Genomic DNA, 20,571 nt, shown 5'->3' with positions numbered 1-20,571 from the left:
GCCGTGCTTACCATCTACAACACGCTGAGCAAGACCAAGGAAACCTTCAAGCCACTCGATGGCAACAAGGTGCGCATGTACGTGTGCGGCATGACCGTGTACGACTACTGCCACCTTGGCCATGGCCGCAGCATGGTGGCGTTCGACCTGGTCACCCGCTGGCTGCGTAAAAGCGGCTACGACCTGACCTACGTGCGCAACATCACCGACATCGACGACAAGATCATCAACCGCGCCAACGAGAACGGCGAGGCGTTCGACGCCCTGACCGCGCGCATGATCGAGGCGATGCACGAAGACGAGCGCCGTCTGAACATCCTCAAGCCAGACCTGGAACCCCGTGCCACCGACCACATCGCCGGCATGCACGCGATGATCCAGACCCTGATCGACAAGGGCTACGCCTACGCGCCGGGCAACGGTGACGTGTACTACCGGGTCGGCAAGTTCGTCGGCTACGGCAAGCTGTCGCGCAAGAAGATCGAAGACCTGCGCATCGGTGCCCGCATCGAGGTCGACGAAGCCAAGCAGGACCCGCTCGATTTCGTCCTGTGGAAGGGCGTCAAGCCGGGCGAGCCCTACTGGGATTCGCCGTGGGGCCCGGGCCGTCCGGGCTGGCACATCGAGTGCTCGGTGATGTCCACCTGCTGCCTGGGCGAGAGCTTCGACATCCACGGTGGCGGCAGCGACCTGGAGTTCCCGCACCACGAGAACGAGATCGCCCAGAGCGAGGCGGCCACCGGCAAGCAGTACGCCAACGCCTGGATGCACTGCGGCATGATCCGCATCAATGGCGAGAAGATGTCCAAGTCCTTGAACAACTTCTTCACCATTCGCGACGTGCTCGACAAGTACCACCCGGAGGTGGTGCGCTACCTGCTGGTGGCCAGCCACTACCGCAGCGCCATCAACTACTCCGAAGACAGCCTGCGCGATGCCAAGGGTGCCCTGGAGCGCTTCTACCACGCCCTGCGTGGCCTGCCGCGCGTGGCAGCCAAGGGCGGCGAGGCGTTCGTCGAGCGCTTCAGCGTGGCGATGAACGACGACTTCGGTACGCCAGAAGCCTGCGCCGTGCTGTTCGACCTGGTGCGCGAGATCAACCGCCTGCGCGACAGCGATGTCGATGCCGCCGCCGGCCTGGCCGGTCGCCTGCGCGAGCTGGGGGATGTGCTGGGGGTGCTGCAGCTGGAAGCCGACGATTTCCTGCGTGCCGGCGCCGAAGGCAAGGTCGATGCGGCCGAGGTCGAGGCATTGATCCAGGCGCGTCTGCAGGCACGTGCGGACAAGAACTGGGCCGAGTCCGACCGGATTCGTGATCAGATCACGGCCATGGGCGTGGTGCTGGAAGACAGCAAGGGCGCGACCACCTGGCGTCTGGCTGACTGATCGGCGTCATGGGACTGCTTCGCAGCCCATTCGCGACACAAGGCCGCTCCTACAGGTATCGCGCAGCATCTGAAGCTTGCGCGGTCCCTGTAGGAGCGGCCTTGTGCCGCGAATGGGCCGCAAAGCGGCCCCAGCTTTTACTTGGCAAGCCCGGCAAGCGGGCAGTGCAGCACCAGCTTCGCCCCACCCAGCTCGCTCTCGCCAATCTCCAGCCCGAACCCGTGCAGGTCGACGATCGCCGCGACGATCGACAACCCTAGTCCGAACCCGGAGTGGCGGTGCCCTTCATCGCTGCGATAGAAGCGCTTGAGCACCGCGGCGCGCTCTTCTTCGGGAATTCCCGGCCCGCTGTCCTCGATGGCGATGTGCACCCCGGTCTCATCCTGCGTCGCCGTAATGGCCACTCGGCCATCCTCTGGCGTGAACTTGATGGCATTGCCCACCAGGTTGGCCAACGCCTCGAACAGCAGCTCACGGTCGCCATGCAGCGCCGCTAGCTGTGTCGGTTGCTCCAGGTTCAGGCGGATGCCGACATCTTCGGCCAGCGGCAGGTAGAAGTCGTGCAGTTCCACCAGCAGGTCGTGCGGCTCGAGCTGGACGAAGCCGGCCCGACGCTGGCGGTCTTCCAGCTCGCTGATGCGCAGCAGGCCACGGAAGCGTGCCATCAGCGTATCGGTCTCGCCGATCGCCTGGTCCAGCGCTTCGGCCTGGGGCGAGTCGGTGTCGCTGTGCTGGCGGATGCGGTAAAGCTGCGCGCGCAGGCGCGTCAGCGGCGTGCGCAGGTCGTGGGCGATGTTGTCGCACACGCCCTTGACCTCGTGCATCAGCCGCTCGATGCGGTCGAGCATGGCGTTGACGATGTCCGCCAGCATGTCCAGTTCATCGCGCCGCGCCGACAGCGGCAGGCGGTGGGTGAGGTCGCCCGCGACGATCAGCTCGGCCTGGGCCTGGATCGCACGGATGCGCTTGAGCGGCCGGCGGCGCAGCCAGTACCAGCCGGCAAAGCCCGGGATCAGGGTCAGCGAGATGCCCCACAGCAGCGCGTGGAGGATGATCCGGGTGACCACGAACAGCGAGCCATTGTCGCGGAACAGCACCAGCCAGCGGCCGTCCTGCACCTTGATCGCCACGGCGTCACAGCTGTCACGCGGCATGTGCGGGTCGTCGGCATCCAGGCAGCGCTTGAGTTCGTGGACCTTGCCATCCAGGCCCAGCTCCGCCGGGATCGCGCGGATGCGCCCGCCCACTGGGTTGAGCTGGGCGTCGAACAGGCCGTAGGCGTCGAAGGCGCGCTCCTCGAACGCCTGGCTGGCGAGCAGGGCGTCATCCAGCTGCTTGCCGCTCATGTGCGCGAACAGGTGCTGGCGCTGCAGCATGGAATGACGGGTGAGTTTGTTCAGGTAGCTGGACACCTCGAAATACAGCACGCCCATGAGGATGCTGCTCCAGGCCACGAACAGGAAGCTGTACAGCGCCAGCAGGCGGCTGGTGGAAGAACTCCAGCCCTTAGACGGGTTCAGCGATGGCATAGCCCGAGCCCCGTACCGTCCTGATCAGTGGCGACTGGCCGGGGGAGTCGATCTTCTTGCGCAGGCGGCCGATGTGCACGTCGATCAGGTTGGTGCCCGGGTCGAAGTGGTAGCCCCAGACTTCCTCGAAGATCATCATCCGGGTGATCACCTGGCCGCTGTGGCGCATCAGGTATTCCAGCAGCTTGTACTCGGTGGGTAGCAGGTTGAGGGTCTGCTCGCCGCGGCGGGCCTCGTGGCTGATCAGGTCCAGTTGCAGGTCGGCGACCTGCAGGCGGGTCTGGGTCATGGGCACGCTGTTGCGTCGCAGCAGCACTTCGACCCGCGCGGCCATCTCGTCGGAGGCGAACGGTTTGGTCAGGTAGTCGTCACCGCCGGCGCGCAGGCCGCGTACCCGCTCGTCGACGTCGGACAGGGCGCTGATCATCAGGATCGGCGTGGTGATCTTCAGGTTGCGCAGGGTGGTGACGATCGTCAGGCCATCGACCTCGGGCAGCATGCGGTCGAGGGTGATCAGGTCGTAACCGCCGGCGATGGCTCTGGCCAGGCCCTCGCGGCCGTTATCGGCCCAATCCACATCCAGGCCGTGGCTGGAGAGTTCGGCGACGATTTCCTGGCCGGTGACGGCGTCGTCTTCGATGGTCAGTACGCGTGGCATGCTCGTTCCTGGGCGTCTAAAGAGAGACTTGATTGTGCCAAAGAATAGACTGCACGGAATTTAAGAAAAATTCATCTGTGCTGGCGTTTGAGATGATCTACGCCGGCCGCAAATTGTGGTGCGGCTGCCATTGGGCGGGTTTAGACCGATCCTACATTTGACGGCGAACGGTCCTACATATATGCGCGGATGTTCTTGATAGGTTTCCGGCTTTGTCGATTGACAAGTACCAGATCAACCTCATCAAAGGACACCGGATGTTCAAACCCTACGGTTCAGAACCCGTCCGCTTTATTGTCGGTACCACGCCCAACGACTTGCAGGTGCTGTCTTTCAGCGGCCGCGAAGAAATCAGTTGCGTCTACGGCTTCGACATCGAACTGGTCAGCGAGCAAGCCGAGCTGGCACTGGAAGCACTGCTCAACCAGCCGGCCTACCTTGCCTTCGACGACCAAGGCAATGGTGTGCACGGGGTGGTGTCAGGGGTGCGCCAGGGGGCCAGCGGCACTCGCCTGAGCCATTATCACGTGCACCTCGCGCCACAGCTGGCGCGCCTGGCACTGCGCCGCAACCATCGCATCTTCCAGCAACGCACCGTTGCCCAGGTGATCGCCCGGTTGCTCGAAGAGCACGGCATCCTCGCCGACGCCTACCGGTTCCAGCTTGCCGAGCCCTTCGAGGCGCGCGAGTACTGCGTGCAGTACGCGGAGAGCGACCTGGCGTTCATCGAGCGCTTGTGCCAGGAAGAAGGCCTGCATTACCACTTCGTTCATTCGCCCCAAGGGCACCTGCTGGTTTTTGCCGATCACCAATCGCATTTTCCACGGCTGGCCAATGCGGTCCCGTTCATGCCTCCAGCCGGCCTGCAGGCCGATGGCCCGGTGGTCCAGGCGTTCGGCATCGCGCTGCAGACCACGGTCAGTCGGGTCGAGCTGCGCGACCATGACTTTCGCAAGGCCGCGGCGCAGCTGGCCTATGCCAGCTGTGATCAGAGCGGGGAAGCGGCACCGGCACTGGAGCATTACGACTACCCGGGCGGCCTGCGCCAGACCTTGGCGCAACGCCGTGGGAGTGCATTGAGCAAGCGTACCCTGGAGCGCTGCCGCATCGACCATCGCCAGGCGAAGGGCGACAGTGACGCGCCTGCGCTGGTCAGCGGGCACTTGTTGCGCCTGACGGGGCATCCCCGGGCCGATTGCAACGACTTGTGGCTGCTGACGTCCATACGTCACGAGGGTAGCCAGCCACAGGTGCTGGAAGAGTGTGCCGACTCGCACAGTCATGAGGCGCCGCGTTACGCCAATCATTTCACTGCCACGCCTTGGGACGCCCACTTCCGGCCGGGCATTGTCCATCCACGCCCGCGCATGCCCGGTTGCCAGGCCGCGCGGGTCACCGGCCCCGAGGGCGAAGAGGTGTATTGCGACGGGCTGGGGCGCATCAAGGTGCAGTTCCACTGGGACCGCGAAGGGCAGGGCAATGCGCACAGCAGTTGCTGGCTGCGGGTGGCGTCCAGCTGGGCAGGCGACCGCCATGGCGCGGTGACCTTGCCGCGGGTCGGCATGGCCGTGCTGGTGAGTTTTCTCGACGACGACCCGGACCAGCCGGTGGTCAGTGGTTGCCTGCCTGACAGCCTGCATACCCCGCCGTATCCGCTGCCTGACTACAAGTCCCGCACGGTTTTGCGCAGCCGCAGCCTTGGTGGCGGCGGTGGCTATAACGAACTGGCCATGGAAGACCGCGCTGGCCACGAGTTGCTGTACCTGCGCGCCCAGCGCGATTTCGAGCAGCGGGTCGCGCATGACAGCCGGCTGGAGGTCGGTAACCGGCAGCAGGTGCTGATCAGGGGCGACAGCCAGATCACCCTGGAAGCGGAGGAACTGCGCACCGTCAGTGGCGACCGCAAGGTGCTGTTGCGTGCCAGCGATCATCTGACCGTCGAGCAGGGTTGCCAGGTCCGGGTCGGCACGGTGCTGGCCCAGCATGCCGGGCAACAAGTGCAGCTGTCGGCGGCGCGTGAGGTGGTGGTGGAGGGTGGCGCCAGTATCACGCTGAAGGTGGCGGGCCAGCACCTGCTTATCAATGGCGCCGGGATCTTCGCCAGCAGCCCCATTCAGGTAGGCGGCCTGCCTGCGGCCAGTGTTGTCGCCAGCCCCTTGCAGCCCGGGCAGGGCGAAGGGCTACCGAAGCCACTGGCATTGCCGGTGAGCATGGCCCCGGCACAGGCGGCGCTGATGCAGCAGAGCCGACGCTTGGGTGCTGCCTATTGCCCGGTTTGCGAGGCCTGCCGTCACGGCGCTGACGTGTTGGGAGGTGCGCAATGAATGCCATGACGCCTTGGGCCTGGATGGCGCAGCAGCGTGCCGCCGGCCGGTCGATTGCCTTGATGCTGGATGCCGGCTTCGACGAACGCGCGGCGCTGCTGGCCTGCCTGCCGGGTGAGCGCTGGAGTGCGTTGTATGCCCAGACTGAGGTGGCGCATCTGACGGAGCTGGGGCCGTGTTGCTTCATGGTCGGCGAGGCCGAGGTGAAGATCGTTCAGACGCTGCTGGACGCGCCGCAGCGGCATTGGGGGTGGCTGGCGAGCTTGCCAGCTGGCGGGTTGCCCGAATGGACCGCGCACTGGCGGGCGCGCTTGCTGATCGGGCAACGGCCGCGTCAGGTGCTTTATCGCTGCCATGACGACCGGGTGCTGGCGGCGACGTTGCACGCTCTGCCGGTAAACGCGCTGCCGGCGTTTCTGGGGCCGGCCATCAGCGTCTGCTATTGGCAGGGGACACGTTGGGCGCAACAGGATAATCCCGCCCCTGGCATGTATCCATTGCCAACCGAGCCGCTTTGGTTGCAGGCAAGACCTGACAGCGAAGCAACTGCGCAAGAGGTGCTGTTGGCCAACGCCCACCGTTTCCTTCTGGCCCGGCACTTCGCTGTTTACTTGAAGGTATTCGAACTTCCCACTGGCCCTGACTGGTTGCGCAAGCAACTGGCGTTGGCGCGTGAGTGGGGGTGGGAGACGCCGGAACAACGGGAGTTCTTGTTGGTGCAGAGCTTGCGCATGCCAGGCTTCGAGTTGCCTGGGGCATGGGGGCCGCAAGTGGGAGAAAGTCCGCAGAGTCATCTGGAGCGGTTGCGGTATCGGACGGTGGACCAATGAAGGGGAGAACAGGAAGCATGAGCGTCGAAAGGAAGATGAAGTTGTTTTTGGGGGTTGGGCTGTTGGCGCTATTGGCCGGGTGTAGGGAGGAGGCCAGCAACACGTTCACGTTGGTGGGTGAATTGCCGGAGAATTTCTCTTATCACGGAGTTGCCTGGTACAGGCAAGAGTTTGATTCGCAGTGTGATGCGGGATTTCGCGGGGTGTCGATCAATAAAGATTGGCGAAAAAACTACAACCCTGTAACGAAGATCGAAATTCGCAAGGTGGCCAATGGGTGTTCGATGGTGGTCCGACATTTGGAGTTGAAGATACGTGCTAAGTATGGAAGTACGATTCACGAAATTACGGGGGATCCAGCAAATGTTGGGATATATGAGGTTCTTGATAAGAAATATCATCGAGAGTTTGACGAATCTGGGGGGGATGTTTTTTATGGAGTGTGCCAGTGGATGTTCCGAACATTTGGGACTGATCGAGTGCTAATGAGGTCGATGTCGTGCAAGAAGGATAATGAGCGCGGTGAAAAGGGGCTAGGGCACCCCTTTGCTGCGTACACAGTCGATCAATTGCCTGGAAAAATTGTTCGGATGAATATCCGGGTAGATCGGAGACACACGCCGTCTATGAGAAATACCTGGGTTGAGTTTCCAAACGGCTGGAAGCGTTGTGCGGGAAAGGGGGCTGAAGATACCGGTGGTTTTTGTGACGGAAACTACTCCGATTTTATCGATTTTGAAATTCCCGGTGGTAGGCGTTGCTCGATTTATCCTGGCTGTGAGGAGTGATTAATGAGTTGTAATACTAGGCTGGAAGCGGATTTGTTGGCCTCTCTGAACGATCGGGTACTGACATGTCCAGAACGTGCTAATGAAACAACATTTCAATTGGTTGACGAAAATGGCTCTGGTGTTCCCTATGCAGGGCTCTATTTTATAGCGATTGATAGTGAAGGAATAGCTTATGGAGGGTCATTGGATGTGGATGGGTGTGGTAAAGTTTTAAATCACCACCATGGCGCACTTACACTAAGATTCGAGAGCGAATATGCAGGTGCTCTTAGATCCTATCGTGAACTCCAGGGGCGCGAGAACTACCCGCTGAAAATCACAGAGCTTCAAGTGCGAGCTGAAAATACTTTTTATGTAAATACTGATGGTTCCAGGACTTTTCATAATCCTGCGCAAGCAACTGCAGATCGTTACTGTCAAGTAGAGGTCAGAGAGTTAGTTCGCTATGCATGCCATCTGCCGCCATTGGCTGAGCGCAGTACGCCTCCCAATAAGGCGTTAAGTAAAATTATGGGGGAGTTTGGTAAGCGTGGGGTCTGTCTCATGCCCAATGTTTTTACTGTGCTTGAGGTGCGTCCATTGAGAGCGCTACGGCTGCTCCTTTCGAAAAAGTCCGAATTCAATGTGTTGAACCTCTACCAGTTGGCGTTAATTTCAACGCTCAGTTATAACCCATTTGGTCAGGATCCGGACGAGCATCCAGTACTGGCATCGAGTGTTGGCTTTCCGCGCGTTCCCACCAGTGGAAATTGGTTTGGAGAGGCGCTGGGTTCGTTTCATGAAATTTGGCGTGTAGATCATAAACAGTCACAACCAATCTATCCGATATATGAGGAGGTGGCTTACTCCGAACGTCTTGAGATTACACCGTTTGATCCGGATCTGTATCCAGTAAATGATCCATCCTTGGGTGACGACCAGCAGAATCCGGCACGTCTGCATTTTCTTGATGATAGAGATGTCGACAAGGAGACGGATACTCAAGCATTCATTACACATACACCCGAATATGCGCTGATTGCCGTTCGCGGAACTAACGAAGCCGCAGACTTTATTCGTGACATCGATGCCTTGCAGGTGCCCTTCGAGGAAGGAGAGGGGCGAGTTCATCGCGGGTTCTATGAGTCAGCGCTTAAAGCCTATGATTTTGTGACGAAGTATCTTGAGAGTAACCAGATGAGGGAGAACCTCATCATCTGCGGTCACAGCCTAGGCGGCGCTGTAGCCTTGATATTGGCAGAAATGCTGCGTCGCTCTCCTTACAAATATACCATCCAGCTCTACACCTACGGCGCCCCCCGAGCCGGCGACCTGTCTTTCATCCGCGGCGCCGCCGATTTGGTCCACCACCGCATCGTCAACCACGACGACCTGATCCCTAGCGTCCCGCTACCCTGGATGAACCCACGCTACGACGTCATGGGGGCAGGCGCCTTGATGCTGCCAATCAACACAACCCTCGGCGCGAAAACCCTGCGCACGGGCCTGGTCAACCAGGATGGCGAATACTATGGTCACCACGGCAACCTGCGCCATTTCATGCCAATCGCACTCACGCCGCAATCCTCGTCGGCCATCCTCTGGGCCCCAGGTTGCGCCACCATCACCGATCAAGCCCTGTGCAGCCGCTACATACGCCAGTCTGAAGGCTTGCCGGAGCACCGCTCGATCAGCCTCGCGGACCATTCGATGGTCTCCAGCTACATACCCGCCTGCTGGGCGGCCCTGCGTCGCCACCAGCAAGCGCTGGCCAATCACACGCCGGCTGTCACGCGCAGGGAGACACGCCTGGTCGAGCAGGCGTTGAACGGCATCAGCGACCAGTTGGTCAACCGCCGCTCGCGCCTCGCCCGCGGTGACCACTACGCCCGCACCCATGAACCAAGCCTCAAGCAACTGGAACAGGAGCTGACCCGCATCAACGTCACCCGCGAGCGCCTGGCGACCTTGAACCACACGCCGGTCAGCGCCGCCGATGTTTACGGCGAACATGCCGGCGCACCTCACCTCACGGCCGCCCTGGCGCGCTGGCATGCCCATGCACAGAACACCCGCGCCGAGCCTCTGGCCCAGGCGCCCATCGAACTGGCACCCGCAGAGCCTGCTACGCCAGCGATGACCTACAACGACATCCTCGCCTACCTGGACGCAGTGGACGACCCGAACGACCCGCTGAACCTGGTATGAAAAAGGGGCATACCCGCAAAGGCATGCCCCTTCTTTACAGCGCTATAGCGGATCAGGCGACCTTGACGATCCAGCCCGCTGGCGCTTCGACGTCACCGCTCTGGATGCCGGTCAGCTCGTTGTAGAGCTTGGTGGTCACAGGGCCGACCTTCTCCAGGTCGTGGAACACGTGCAGCTTGCCGTTGTACTCGATGCCGCCGATCGGGGTGATCACGGCAGCGGTGCCGCAGGCGCCGGCTTCGATGAAGCGGTCGAGTTTGTTGATCTCGACGTCGCCTTCGATCACGGTCAGGCCCAGGCGCGATTGTGCCAGTTCCATCAGCGACAGGCGGGTGATGCCTGGCAGCACGGACGCCGATTTCGGGGTGACGAATTCGTTGTTGGCGGTGATGCCGAAGAAGTTGGCCGAACCGACTTCCTCGATCTTGGTGTGGGTCAGCGGGTCGAGGTAGATGGCGTCGGCGAAGTTGGCCTTCTTGGCTTCAGCGCCCGGCTGCAGGCTGGCGGCGTAGTTGCCACCGACCTTGGCGGCGCCAGTGCCCTGAGGGGCGGCACGGTCGAAGCTGGAGATCTGGAAGTTGTGCGGCTTCATGCCGCCCTTGAAGTATGAACCCACCGGGATGGCGAACACCGAGAAGATGAACTCGGGGGCGGTGCGCACGCCGATGTTGTCGCCGGTGCCGATGACGAACGGGCGCAGGTACAGGGCGCCTTTGCCGTGCGGCGGGACGAACTTCTCGTTGGCCTTGACCACTTGCTTGCACGCCTCGATGAACACATCGGTCGGCACATGCGGCATCAGCAGGCGCGCGCAGCTGCGCTGCATGCGGGCGGCGTTCTGGTCTGGGCGGAACAGGTTGATCGAGCCGTCCTTGCAACGGTAGGCCTTGAGGCCTTCGAAGCACTGCTGGCCATAGTGCAGGGCGGTGGAGCCTTCACTGATGTGCAGCACATTGTCTTCGGTCAGGGTGCCTTTGTCCCACTCACCATTGCGCCATACGGACAGGTAGCGTTTGTCGGTCTTGATGTAGTCGAAACCCAGCTTGTCCCAGTTAATGCTCTCGTTACTCATGACACCCTCGATTGTCTTGCAAGTGCCCGATCGCTCGGGCTGCTGTTATATGCGCACCACGCCACGATAATACAAACCTCGCGGATCGGGAACGGCCAGTCACGAATTGGCCATTACCTGGAACATCTCGATTGTCTGGCCCGGCCTCTTCGCGGGTAAACCCGCTCCCACAGGGTCACCACTGCGCAGGACCTGTGGGAGCGGGTTTACCCGCGAAGAGGCCGGCCCAGGCAGCACAAGGCAAACCCGGCTTCAGCGTTGCTGCAGGCGCCCGTTCCAATCCCCGGCATGGCTGCGCGTGCAGGCTTCTTCACTGTCGAAGCGCACATGCCAGGCCACGTGATCCAGCGTCACGCCCGCTTCATCGAGCGCCTGGGCCGTCAGCGCCAGCATGCGCGCCTTCGCCGCACCCGCCAGCGCAGCCGCTTTATCAGCCTCACTGTCGAACACCCAGGTAATCCGCAGGCTGGCCGGGAAGTCATCCGGGTCGAGCCGATGGGTCAGCCAGCTGAACCCGACGATCTCGGCCTTGGCGGTTTCGCAGGCATCGGTCAGGCAGGCGACCAGCTCACGCTCCAGGCGTGCCAGCTGGCGTTTGCCCATGGCCTTCACTGGGCAGCCTCGTCGTCGATCTGCTGGCAGAAGCGCAAGAGGTTGCCGAACGGGTCGCGGACCTGCATCTGCAACCCCCAGTCGACCCGTTCGGCCTGCGGGCGGGCGTAGCCGTACTGCTTGTCCAGCAGTTCGCGCTCAAGTGCCAGCAGATCATCGGTACGAGCGAACACGGTCGAGCCCGGGCAGGCGTCACTGTGGTGTTCGCTCAGGTGCAGGATCAGCCCGTCACGGTGGATCTGCGCATACAGCGGCAGGTCCGGGCTGAAGCGGTGTTCCCAGTCGAGCTGGAAACCCAGGAAGTCCAGGTAGAACTCCTTGGCTTTGTCCACCGAGAAGATGCGCAGGATCGGAATGGCAGGGGCGAGGGGCATGGCGGTTCCTTGGCCGAAGGCAAAGCACAGACTTTAGCGCAGCACCGAAACAGGGCCAAGCGCCGCCCCCGCGCTGTGCGCAGTGGCGCTGTATGCCCCATGCCAGAGCCCTCGTCGAAAATCTTTCATGTGCATTCACCTGCGAAGTTGGCCCGCAACCTGCTATATCCAGCCAGCTTAATGTGATCGAGTGGTCAGTCTGCCATCACCCAACGGTGCCATGCATGACCCTCTAAACGGCCGCCAGGCCACGGATATCAAGGGGCCGCAGGATGTCGCTCGCGGAGCAGATCGAATCATCGGAGCAGGACGCCGGCTGGAGCGCGCACTTGCAGTTGCGCTTCGTCGAGCGCAACGGCGTGACCCGCCTTGGTGCGCGGCGGCATTTCGGCCCGCTTTTGGTGCAACGCCCGTTCTACCCGGAAGGCGCACCGTGCCACGTTTATGTGCTGCACCCGCCCGGTGGCATCGTCGCCGGCGATCGCCTGGAGCTGGATATCCACCTTGAACCCGGCACCCACGCGCTGCTGACCATGCCTGGCGCCAGCAAGTTCTACCGGAGCATCGGGCCCACCGCGCGGCTGGCCCAGCGCTTCCACCTGGAGGCCGGCAGCACCCTGGAGTGGCTGCCCCAGGACAGCATTTTCTTCAACGGCGCCCGCGCCAGCCTCGACAGCCGCTTCACCCTGGAGCCGAGTGCAAGGCTGCTGGCCTGGGAAACCCTGTGCCTGGGCCGCCCGGTGATGAACGAGCGCTTCGAACATGGCGCGCTGGACAGCCGCCTGTGCATCGAGCTGCCCGATGACCCCGGCCTGCACGAGCGCCTGCGCATCGCAGGCGGGCAGCTGGCCAAGGTCGGCGGCCATCCGCTGCTCGCCACGTTCTGCGCCGCCCCGGCCACCCCGGCCGTGCTCGAACAGGCGCGGGCGTTGCTCGAAGCACTCGACACCCCCGCAGGCGCGACCTTGCTCGGCTCGCTGCTGGTGATCCGCCTGCTCGACCATGACAACCAACACCTGCAACACACCCTGCAGCGCCTCTGGCACGTCCTGCGCCCGGCCGTCCTCGGCCTGGACGCCTGCCCGCCGCGCATCTGGGCCACTTGAGAGAGCGCCATGGAGCTGACCCCGAGAGAGAAAGACAAACTGCTGCTGTTCACCGCCGCGTTGCTGGCAGAACGGCGCCTGGCCCGTGGCCTGAAGCTCAACTACCCGGAGGCGGTGGCGCTGATCAGCGCCGCAGTGCTCGAAGGCGCCCGTGACGGGCGCACGGTGGCCGAACTGATGAGCCTGGGCCGCGAAGTGCTCGGCCGCGAGCAGGTCATGGACGGTGTCGCCGAGATGCTGCATGACGTGCAGGTCGAGGCGACCTTCCCCGACGGCACCAAGCTGGTGACCGTGCATGACCCCATCGTCTGACCTGGCGCAGGAGCCCAGCATGATCCCAGGTGAAATCCAGGTCGCCGCCGGCGACATCGAACTCAACGTCGGCCGCGACACGGTCAGCGTCAGCGTGGCCAACCATGGCGACCGGCCGGTGCAGGTCGGCTCGCACTATCACTTCTACGAAGTCAACGACGCGCTGGTGTTCGAGCGCGCGCCGACCCGCGGCTTTCGCCTCGACATCCCGGCCGGTACCGCGGTGCGCTTCGAACCGGGCCAGTCGCGCACGGTGCAACTGGTGGCCTACGCCGGCAAGCGGGAAGTGTACGGCTTCCAGGGCAAGGTCAATGGCGCGCTGGAGGGCAGGGCATGAGCCGTATTTCCCGCAGGGCCTATGCCGACATGTTCGGCCCCACCGTGGGCGACCGCGTGCGCCTGGCCGACACCGCGCTGTGGGTGGAGGTGGAGAAGGACTTCACGGTCTATGGCGAAGAGGTCAAGTTCGGTGGCGGCAAGGTCATCCGCGACGGCATGGGCCAGGGCCAGATGCTCGCCGCCGAGGCCATGGACCTGGTGCTGACCAACGCCCTGATCATCGACCACTGGGGCATCGTCAAGGCCGATATCGGCGTCAAGCACGGGCGCATCGCGGCCATCGGCAAGGCCGGCAACCCTGACGTGCAGCCCGGCGTGACGGTAGCGGTCGGCCCGGGCACCGAAGTGATCGCCGCCGAAGGCAAGATCGTCACCGCAGGCGGCATCGACTCGCACATCCACTTCATCTGCCCGCAGCAGGTCGAGGAGGCGCTGACCAGCGGCGTCACCACCTTCATCGGCGGCGGCACCGGGCCTGCCACCGGCACCAACGCCACCACCTGCACCCCGGGGCCCTGGTACCTGGCGCGCATGCTCCAGGCCGCCGACTGCCTGCCGATCAACATCGGCCTGCTGGGCAAGGGCAACGCCTCCCGCCCGGAAGCGCTGCGCGAGCAGATCGCCGCCGGCGCGGTGGGCCTGAAGCTGCACGAGGACTGGGGTTCGACCCCGGCGGCCATCGACTGCTGCCTGGGCGTGGCCGAGGAGATGGACATCCAGGTGGCGATCCACACCGACACCCTCAACGAGTCGGGCTGCATCGAAGACACCCTGGCCGCGATCGGTGACCGCACCATCCACACCTTCCACACCGAAGGTGCCGGCGGCGGCCACGCGCCGGACATCATCCGCGCGGCGGGGCAGGCCAACGTGCTGCCGTCCTCGACCAACCCGACCCTGCCATACACGATCAACACCGTCGACGAGCACCTGGACATGCTCATGGTCTGCCACCACCTGGACCCGAGCATCGCCGAGGACGTGGCCTTCGCCGAGTCGCGCATCCGCCGCGAGACCATCGCCGCCGAAGACATCCTCCACGACATGGGCGCCTTCGCCATGACTTCGTCCGATTCCCAGGCCATGGGCCGGGTCGGCGAGGTGGTGCTGCGCACCTGGCAGGTGGCACACCAGATGAAACTGCGCCGCGGCCCGCTGGCCCCGGACACCCACTACAGCGATAACTTCCGGGTCAAGCGCTACATCGCCAAGTACACCATCAACCCGGCCCTGACCCATGGCATCGCCCATGAGGTCGGTTCGGTCGAGGTCGGCAAGCTGGCCGACCTGGTGCTGTGGTCGCCGGCCTTCTTCGCGGTCAAGCCGGCCCTGGTGATCAAGGGCGGGATGATCGCCACCGCGCCCATGGGCGACATCAACGGCTCGATCCCGACCCCGCAGCCGGTGCACTACCGGCCGATGTTCGGCGCTCTGGGCGCGGCCCGCCATGCCACGCGCATGACGTTCCTGTCCCAGGCCGCCATGGACCGTGGCCTGCACCAGGAGCTGGGCCTGCACAGCCTGATCGGCGTGGCCCACGGCTGCCGCCGGGTGCGCAAGGCCGACATGCTCCACAACACCTTGCAGCCAGTGATCGAAGTCGACTCGCAGACCTACCAGGTGCGCGCCGACGGCGAGTTGCTGGTGTGCGAGCCGGCCAGCGAACTGCCGCTGGCCCAGCGCTATTTCCTGTTCTGAAGGAGTGAAGATGATTGTCCTTAGCCGCCGGATCGCCGCATCCGACACCGTCACCGGCACCGTCACCCTGGACGTCGACAGCCGTATCAAGAGCCGCCTGCGGGTAACCCTCGACGATGGCCGCGACGCTGGCCTGATGCTCGAACGCGGCCACCTGCTGCGTGGCGGCGAGCTGCTCGCCGATGCCGACGGCAGCCAGGTGGTCCGCGTGCTGGCCGCCCCTGAAGCGGTGTCGACCGTGCGCTGCGCCGACCCGCACCTGCTGGCCCGCGCCGCCTATCACCTGGGCAATCGCCATGTGCCGTTGCAGATCGAGCCCGGCCTGCTGCGTTACCAGCACGACTATGTGCTCGACGACATGCTGCGTGGCCTGGGCCTGACCGTGGAGGCCGAACAGGCGCCGTTCGAGCCGGAGGCCGGCGCCTACCAGAGCGCGCCGCACAGCCACGGCCACGGTAGCCACAGCCACGGCAACGACCATCCGTTCGTGCGCCTGCCTGCCCATTCCTGAACCCTTCGAATCCAAGGAGCCCACAATGAAAAAGACCCTCGCCCTTGTGCTGCTGATGGTCGCACTGCCAGCCTTCGCCCACCCCGGCCATGACGGCAACCCGCTGCAGGATGGCCTGCTGCACCCGCTGACCGGCCTTGACCATCTGTTGATGCTGCTCGGCACCGGCGTGCTCGCCGCGCTGACCCGCCGCAACCTGGCCCTGCCACTGGCGACCCTGGCGTCGATGTTCGCCGGCGCCGTGTGCGGCCACTTGTTCGGTGACGTGCTGGGCATGGAAACCCTGATCGCCGTATCGGTGCTGGTGGCCGCCGCCGCCGTGCTGCTGCCGAGCCGCCAACTGCTGCTGGCCCTGGCCATGCCGGTGTTCGCCCTGTTCCACGGCTGGGCCCATGGCGTCGAAGCCACGCCGAGCGCCTTCTGGATGTTCAGCGCTGGTTTCGTCACGGTCAGTGGCCTGCTGCTGGCCGTCGGCTTTGGCCTCGGTTGCCTGCTGCGCCGCCACAGTGGCCTGCAGAAGGCCTTTGGCGGCGGCATGCTGGCCGGCGCCGCCCTGGTGCTGGCCGGTTGATGAACAGCGACCTGGCATTGCTGCGCCTGCTGCAGCTGGCCAGCCCCGGCCTGCCGGTGGGTGGCTTCACCTACTCGCAGGGCCTGGAGTGGGCCGTGGAGGCAGGCTGGGTGCGTGACAGCGCCAGCTTCAGCGCCTGGCAGCGCGAGCAGTTGCACGACACCCTGGCCTGCCTCGACTGGCCGGTCCTGGCGCGCCTGTACCGCGCCTGCGAGGCGGGTGATGCACCCGCATTCGCCCGTTGGAGCCGCTTCCTGCTGGCCAACCGCGAAACCGCCGAGCTGCGCCTGGAAGAACAGCAGCGCGGCTCGGCGTTCGCGCGCCTGCTCGATGGCTGGCAGCTGGGCCAGGACCCGGCCTGGCGCGCCAGCCTCGAACTCAGCCAGCTTGGCGGCATGGCCTGGCTCGCCGCCCACTGGCAGATCCCGCTGCGCCAACTGGCCCTCGGCCATGCCTTCGCCTGGCTGGAAGGCGCGGTGATGGCCGGGGTCAAGCTGGTGCCATTCGGCCAGCAGGCGGCGCAGACCCTGCTGCGCGACCTGGGCGCCGAACTGCCCGAAGTACTCGACCAGGCCCTGGCGCTGGACGATGACCAGCTTGGCGGCGGCCTGCCGTTGCTGGCCATCGCCTCGTCACGACACGAAACCCAATACACCCGTTTGTTCCGTTCCTGAGGACTGCCTGCATGCAAAGCTATCAACAACCCCTGCGCGTCGGTGTCGGCGGCCCGGTCGGCTCCGGCAAGACCGCGCTGCTCGAATGCCTGTGCAAGGCCATGCGCGATCACTACCAGATTGCCGTGGTCACCAACGACATCTACACCAAGGAAGACCAGCGCATCCTCACCGAGGCCGGCGCCCTGGAGCCCGAGCGCATCGTCGGTGTCGAGACTGGCGGCTGCCCGCATACCGCGATCCGCGAGGATGCCTCGATGAACCTGGCGGCGGTCGAAGCGCTGGCGCGCAAGTTCGGTAATCTCGAAGTGATCTTCGTCGAAAGCGGTGGCGACAACCTTAGCGCCACCTTCAGCCCGGAACTGGCCGACCTGACCATCTACGTCATCGATGTGGCCGAAGGCGAGAAGATCCCGCGCAAGGGCGGCCCCGGCATCACCAAGTCGGACTTCCTGGTGATCAACAAGACCGACCTGGCGCCCTACGTGGGGGCTTCGCTGGAAGTCATGGAGCGCGACACCCAGCGCATGCGCCCGCAGCGCCCGTGGACCTTCAGCAACCTGAAGAAGGGCGAAGGCCTGCAGGCGGTGATCGACTTCATCGTCGAGCGCGGGATGCTGGGCGTGCGGGGCTGACACCCTCACTCATGGCAGCAGTGCGGTTTTTGCGCTTGCTCATCATAGCGATCGTGATGCCGCACCCAGTCCATGGTTCCCGCTTCGTTGCGGCCCAAGGGTGCGAGGTCGAGGAAGTTGTAGGTGTTGACCAGGATGTCCAGGCCGCGGGCATAGGTCGAGTAGGTGTGATAGAGCGTGCCGTCCTGATCCTTGAAAAAGGCGCTCAGGCCCGGCAGCTCGCTTTCGCCGCCGCTGTAGGGTTCGTAGTTGTAGTGGCGCGCACCTTCGCTGCCGACGCTCACGCCGAAGTCTTCGTTGAAGCCGCTGCCCGCTGACGAGTACCAGGGGAAGCGCCAGCCCATGCGCTGGCGGAACGCCTGGAACTCGGGGTAGGGCGCGCGTGACACGGCCACCAGCGACACATCGTGATGGGCCAGGTGCAGGTTGGCACCGTCGAAGTGGTCGGCGAGGAACGAGCAGCCGGGGCAGCCTTCGCTCCAGCCCTCGACGAACATGAAGTGGTAGACCAGCAGCTGGCTGCGCCCGGCAAACAGGTCGGCCAGGGCCAGATCGCCGTCGGCGCCGTGGAAGCGGTAAGGTTTGTCGACCTTGACCCAGGGCAGGGCGCGGCGGGCGGCGGAGAGTGCGTCGCGTTGGTGGGTGAAGGCTTTTTCGTGCAGCCAGAGTTGGTGGCGGGCGGCGAGCCATTGCTCGCGCGTGGTGACCGGGTGCTTGTGATCGGGGGTGCTCATGGCGCTGACTCCGTGAGGGGGACAGTCCATGGTCGAGTGGCAAGGACAGGTATTCGACAGGGCAATCGCGGGTGCGACGGACGGTGGTCTGAAACCGTTCATTTCATGCCGGCGCGGTTGCGGTGGGAGCGGGTTCACCCGCGAACACGGGCGAAGCCCGTGCCATCCAGCGGGTTGTCTTCTTCGCGGGTAAACCCGCTCCCATAGCGAGCAGGACAGATGGAGAGCTGCAGGCCTTCAGCCGTGCATGGTCTCGATCAGTGCCCACAACCGTGGGTCATTGAAGTCCTTCACCACCAGCTTCGCCCCGGCTTCGATCAACCGCTCCGGCGCCTGCGTCGTGGCAATGCCCACGGTGAAGATCCCGGCCCCACTCGCCGCCGCAACCCCTGGCAGCGAATCCTCGAACGCCAGCGCCTCGCCGGCCACTGCCTCAAGGCGTTGCAAACCGGTCAGGTAGGGCAGCGGATCAGGCTTGGGCCGCGCCAGTTCATCCGCCACCAGCACGTGCTCGAAGCGCGACGTCAGGCCCATGGCATTCAACATGTGTTCGGCATTGAGCCGCGGCGCATTGGTCACCACGCACACGCCCACATCCCAGGCCTGGGCATGGTCCAGCAGGCGCAGCAGCCCGGGCATGGGCTTGAGTTCGGGCGCCAGTTCACGGAACAGCGCCTCCTTGCGCTCGGCCAGCGCCTGGCGTTGCGCCGCATCGGCCAGGGGGAACAACTCGGCGAACAACGCGCCGTTGGAGCGGCCGCTGACCTGGGCATCGAATTGCGCCTGGGTCAGTTCACGGCCGTCGTAGTCATGCAGCAATTGGCGGAAAGCCTGCAAATGCAGGGTATCGGTGTCGGTCAAGGTTCCATCGAGATCGAACAGCAGGGCAGTCAGCATCAGGTATCCAGGTAGTTGAAAAACAAAAAGCCCGGGGATGATAGCGAAACCGGAAGACGAAGGGGGCTGTTCAGTGTCCTGCAAAAGGAGTACAAATGTGCTCCATGGACAATCTCACTCCCAAACGCCGGGCAATCCTCGCCTTCATCCGCGAACGGATTACCGATCACGGCCAGCCACCGAGTCTGGCCGACATCGCCAGCCGCTTCGGTTTCGCCTCGCGCAGCGTGGCGCGCAAGCACATCACGGCGCTGTGCCAGGCCGGCTACATCGACGTCACGCCCAACCAGGCGCGCGGTATTCGCCTGGCCGAGCCATTGCGCCGCCCGGAAATCCTCGAAGTGCCGGTACTCGGCCAGGTGGCGGCAGGCGCGCCCATCGGCCCCGACCTGGGCATCCACGAGCAGTTGCTGCTCGACCCCAGCCTGTTCCGCCGCACGCCGGACTACCTGCTCAAGGTGCGCGGCGATTCCATGGTCGACGACGGCATCTTCGACGGTGACCTGGTGGGTATCCTGCAACAGGCCGACGCGCGTGACGGGCAGATCGTGGTCGCGCGCCTGGACGGCGAAGTCACCATCAAGCGCCTGCAACGCCAGCCTGGCGGTTATCGGTTGCTGCCACGCAACCCGGCCTATGGGCCGATCGACGTGGGGCCTGAGCGCGAGTTCTTCATCGAAGGCGTGTTCTGCGGCCTGCTGAGGCGCGACTGATGGGCGCGGTGGTCGATCTCGATCGGCTGCTCGACCAGCGTCAGGTCTGGCGTGGGCGCCAGGCCCAGGCACGCCCGGCCGGGTTGCAGCCCACCGGCCATGCCGTGCTCGACGAACGCTTGCCCGAAGGCGGCTGGCCGGCGGCGGCGCTCAGCGAGTTGCTGCTGGCAAGCCCAGGCTGCGGCGAATTGCAGTTGCTCTGGCCATCGCTGGCGCGCCTGACCGCCGACGGCGGCCGGGTGGTGCTGGTGGCACCACCGTTCATTCCCTACCCACCGGCCTGGCAGGCCGCAGGCGTGGACTTGCGCTGGCTGGTGCAGGTTGATGCCGAGCAGGCCGACAGCCTCTGGGCCGCCGAGCAATGCCTGCGCTCCGGCAGTTGCGCTGCCGTGCTGTGCTGGCCCGAGCGGGCTGACGATCGCGCCCTGCGCAGGCTGCAGGTCGCCGCCGAAACCGGCCAGGCACTGGCCTTTGCCTGCCGCCCGCAGCAGGCCGCGCACAACCCATCGCCGGCCGCGCTGCGCATCGCCCTCGACACCCGCCCCGCCCAGTGGCGCGTGCTCAAGTGCCGTGGCGGCATGCCACCGGCCGCCGTTGCCTGCCCTGGGCGAGGCTGAT

The 20,571-nt window shown here is 64.3% G+C and carries 22 protein-coding genes; 15 read left to right on the top strand and 7 right to left on the bottom strand.

Annotated features, from left to right (window positions below):
* Positions 1-3: 3 nt before the first annotated feature.
* A complete protein-coding gene (gene cysS, locus ACIP21_RS08155; RefSeq protein ID WP_400686196.1) occupies positions 4-1,386 on the top strand; it encodes a cysteine--tRNA ligase in 1,383 nt (460 codons plus the stop codon).
* A gap of 137 nt (positions 1,387-1,523) precedes the next feature.
* Here the strand turns inward: cysS and ACIP21_RS08150 are convergent, their stop codons facing one another.
* Positions 1,524-2,915, bottom strand: a complete 1,392-nt coding sequence (locus ACIP21_RS08150; protein WP_400686194.1) for a sensor histidine kinase — start codon at positions 2,913-2,915, stop codon at positions 1,524-1,526.
* Complete coding sequence (locus ACIP21_RS08145; RefSeq protein WP_400686191.1) at positions 2,893-3,573, bottom strand: response regulator transcription factor; 681 nt, start codon at positions 3,571-3,573, stop codon at positions 2,893-2,895. Before ACIP21_RS08145 ends, ACIP21_RS08150 begins: the two co-directional genes overlap by 23 nt.
* A 257-nt stretch (positions 3,574-3,830) precedes the next feature.
* On the opposite strand from ACIP21_RS08145, the gene tssI reads away from it, so the two are divergent.
* The 4 genes from tssI to ACIP21_RS08125 are packed head-to-tail and all read left to right on the top strand — an operon-like array spanning position 3,831 to position 9,705.
* The gene (gene tssI, locus ACIP21_RS08140) at positions 3,831-5,897 is read left to right on the top strand and encodes a type VI secretion system tip protein TssI/VgrG (protein ID WP_400686188.1); all 2,067 of its coding nucleotides are present in this window, start codon (positions 3,831-3,833) and stop codon (positions 5,895-5,897) included.
* A complete protein-coding gene (locus ACIP21_RS08135) occupies positions 5,894-6,727 on the top strand; it encodes a DUF4123 domain-containing protein (RefSeq protein WP_400686187.1) in 834 nt (277 codons plus the stop codon). Before tssI ends, ACIP21_RS08135 begins: the two co-directional genes overlap by 4 nt.
* A 17-nt stretch (positions 6,728-6,744) precedes the next feature.
* Positions 6,745-7,515 carry a hypothetical protein gene (locus ACIP21_RS08130; RefSeq protein WP_400686185.1) on the top strand — a complete coding sequence of 257 codons (771 nt, stop codon included), beginning with the start codon at positions 6,745-6,747 and terminating at the stop codon, positions 7,513-7,515.
* A gap of 3 nt (positions 7,516-7,518) precedes the next feature.
* Positions 7,519-9,705, top strand: coding sequence for a lipase family protein (locus ACIP21_RS08125; RefSeq protein ID WP_400686184.1), 2,187 nt, complete (start codon positions 7,519-7,521; stop codon positions 9,703-9,705).
* A 52-nt stretch (positions 9,706-9,757) separates the two neighbouring features.
* Here ACIP21_RS08125 and ACIP21_RS08120 read toward each other — a convergent pair whose 3' ends face one another.
* The 3 genes from ACIP21_RS08120 to ACIP21_RS08110 form a co-directional block, all read right to left on the bottom strand.
* The gene (locus ACIP21_RS08120) at positions 9,758-10,777 is read right to left on the bottom strand and encodes a branched-chain amino acid aminotransferase (protein WP_400686181.1); all 1,020 of its coding nucleotides are present in this window, start codon (positions 10,775-10,777) and stop codon (positions 9,758-9,760) included.
* A gap of 252 nt (positions 10,778-11,029) precedes the next feature.
* A complete protein-coding gene (locus ACIP21_RS08115; protein ID WP_400686179.1) occupies positions 11,030-11,389 on the bottom strand; it encodes a hypothetical protein in 360 nt (119 codons plus the stop codon).
* Complete coding sequence (locus ACIP21_RS08110; protein WP_400686176.1) at positions 11,386-11,763, bottom strand: glyoxalase superfamily protein; 378 nt, start codon at positions 11,761-11,763, stop codon at positions 11,386-11,388. Before ACIP21_RS08110 ends, ACIP21_RS08115 begins: the two co-directional genes overlap by 4 nt.
* Before the next feature lie 272 nt (positions 11,764-12,035).
* Between ACIP21_RS08110 and ACIP21_RS08105 the strand changes: the two genes are divergently transcribed.
* Genes ACIP21_RS08105 through ureG form a run of 8 tightly spaced genes read left to right on the top strand, consistent with a single transcriptional unit; the run spans position 12,036 to position 17,609 of the window.
* On the top strand, positions 12,036-12,869 hold the full coding sequence (locus ACIP21_RS08105; RefSeq protein WP_400686174.1) for an urease accessory protein UreD: 834 nt from the start codon (positions 12,036-12,038) through the stop codon (positions 12,867-12,869).
* Between the two features lie 9 nt (positions 12,870-12,878).
* A complete protein-coding gene (locus tag ACIP21_RS08100) occupies positions 12,879-13,181 on the top strand; it encodes an urease subunit gamma (protein WP_138217346.1) in 303 nt (100 codons plus the stop codon).
* Positions 13,182-13,200: 19 nt separating this feature from the next.
* Positions 13,201-13,518: an urease subunit beta gene (locus ACIP21_RS08095; RefSeq protein ID WP_027916766.1), complete on the top strand. Its 318-nt coding sequence runs from the start codon at positions 13,201-13,203 to the stop codon at positions 13,516-13,518.
* Positions 13,515-15,218: an urease subunit alpha gene (gene ureC / locus ACIP21_RS08090; protein ID WP_400686171.1), complete on the top strand. Its 1,704-nt coding sequence runs from the start codon at positions 13,515-13,517 to the stop codon at positions 15,216-15,218. The genes ACIP21_RS08095 and ureC overlap by 4 nt, the downstream gene beginning before the upstream one ends.
* A gap of 10 nt (positions 15,219-15,228) precedes the next feature.
* Complete coding sequence (ureE, locus tag ACIP21_RS08085; protein ID WP_400686169.1) at positions 15,229-15,729, top strand: urease accessory protein UreE; 501 nt, start codon at positions 15,229-15,231, stop codon at positions 15,727-15,729.
* Positions 15,730-15,754: 25 nt separating this feature from the next.
* On the top strand, positions 15,755-16,300 hold the full coding sequence (locus ACIP21_RS08080) for a HupE/UreJ family protein (RefSeq protein WP_400686167.1): 546 nt from the start codon (positions 15,755-15,757) through the stop codon (positions 16,298-16,300).
* Positions 16,300-16,974 carry an urease accessory protein UreF gene (locus ACIP21_RS08075; RefSeq protein ID WP_400686164.1) on the top strand — a complete coding sequence of 225 codons (675 nt, stop codon included), beginning with the start codon at positions 16,300-16,302 and terminating at the stop codon, positions 16,972-16,974. The genes ACIP21_RS08080 and ACIP21_RS08075 overlap by 1 nt, the downstream gene beginning before the upstream one ends.
* An 11-nt stretch (positions 16,975-16,985) precedes the next feature.
* Positions 16,986-17,609 carry an urease accessory protein UreG gene (gene ureG, locus ACIP21_RS08070; protein WP_027916761.1) on the top strand — a complete coding sequence of 208 codons (624 nt, stop codon included), beginning with the start codon at positions 16,986-16,988 and terminating at the stop codon, positions 17,607-17,609.
* 5 nt (positions 17,610-17,614) lie between these two features.
* Here ureG and ACIP21_RS08065 read toward each other — a convergent pair whose 3' ends face one another.
* Both ACIP21_RS08065 and ACIP21_RS08060 read right to left on the bottom strand, forming a co-directional pair.
* On the bottom strand, positions 17,615-18,343 hold the full coding sequence (locus ACIP21_RS08065; protein ID WP_400686161.1) for a DUF899 domain-containing protein: 729 nt from the start codon (positions 18,341-18,343) through the stop codon (positions 17,615-17,617).
* Positions 18,344-18,580: 237 nt separating this feature from the next.
* Positions 18,581-19,240 carry an HAD family hydrolase gene (locus tag ACIP21_RS08060; protein WP_400686158.1) on the bottom strand — a complete coding sequence of 220 codons (660 nt, stop codon included), beginning with the start codon at positions 19,238-19,240 and terminating at the stop codon, positions 18,581-18,583.
* A 95-nt stretch (positions 19,241-19,335) separates the two neighbouring features.
* Here ACIP21_RS08060 and lexA point away from each other — a divergent pair, with 95 nt between their 5' ends.
* Complete coding sequence (gene lexA / locus ACIP21_RS08055; RefSeq protein ID WP_400686155.1) at positions 19,336-19,953, top strand: transcriptional repressor LexA; 618 nt, start codon at positions 19,336-19,338, stop codon at positions 19,951-19,953.
* On the top strand, positions 19,953-20,570 hold the full coding sequence (imuA, locus tag ACIP21_RS08050) for a translesion DNA synthesis-associated protein ImuA (protein ID WP_400686152.1): 618 nt from the start codon (positions 19,953-19,955) through the stop codon (positions 20,568-20,570). Before lexA ends, imuA begins: the two co-directional genes overlap by 1 nt.
* Position 20,571 lies beyond the last annotated feature (1 nt).

The sequence above is a fragment of the Pseudomonas sp. NPDC089401 genome (assembly GCF_044749485.1).
In the GTDB taxonomy this organism is placed as follows: Bacteria; Pseudomonadota; Gammaproteobacteria; order Pseudomonadales; family Pseudomonadaceae; genus Aquipseudomonas.
Note: the sequence above shows the minus strand (reverse complement) of the source record. Positions and strands in the feature narration are given on the sequence as shown.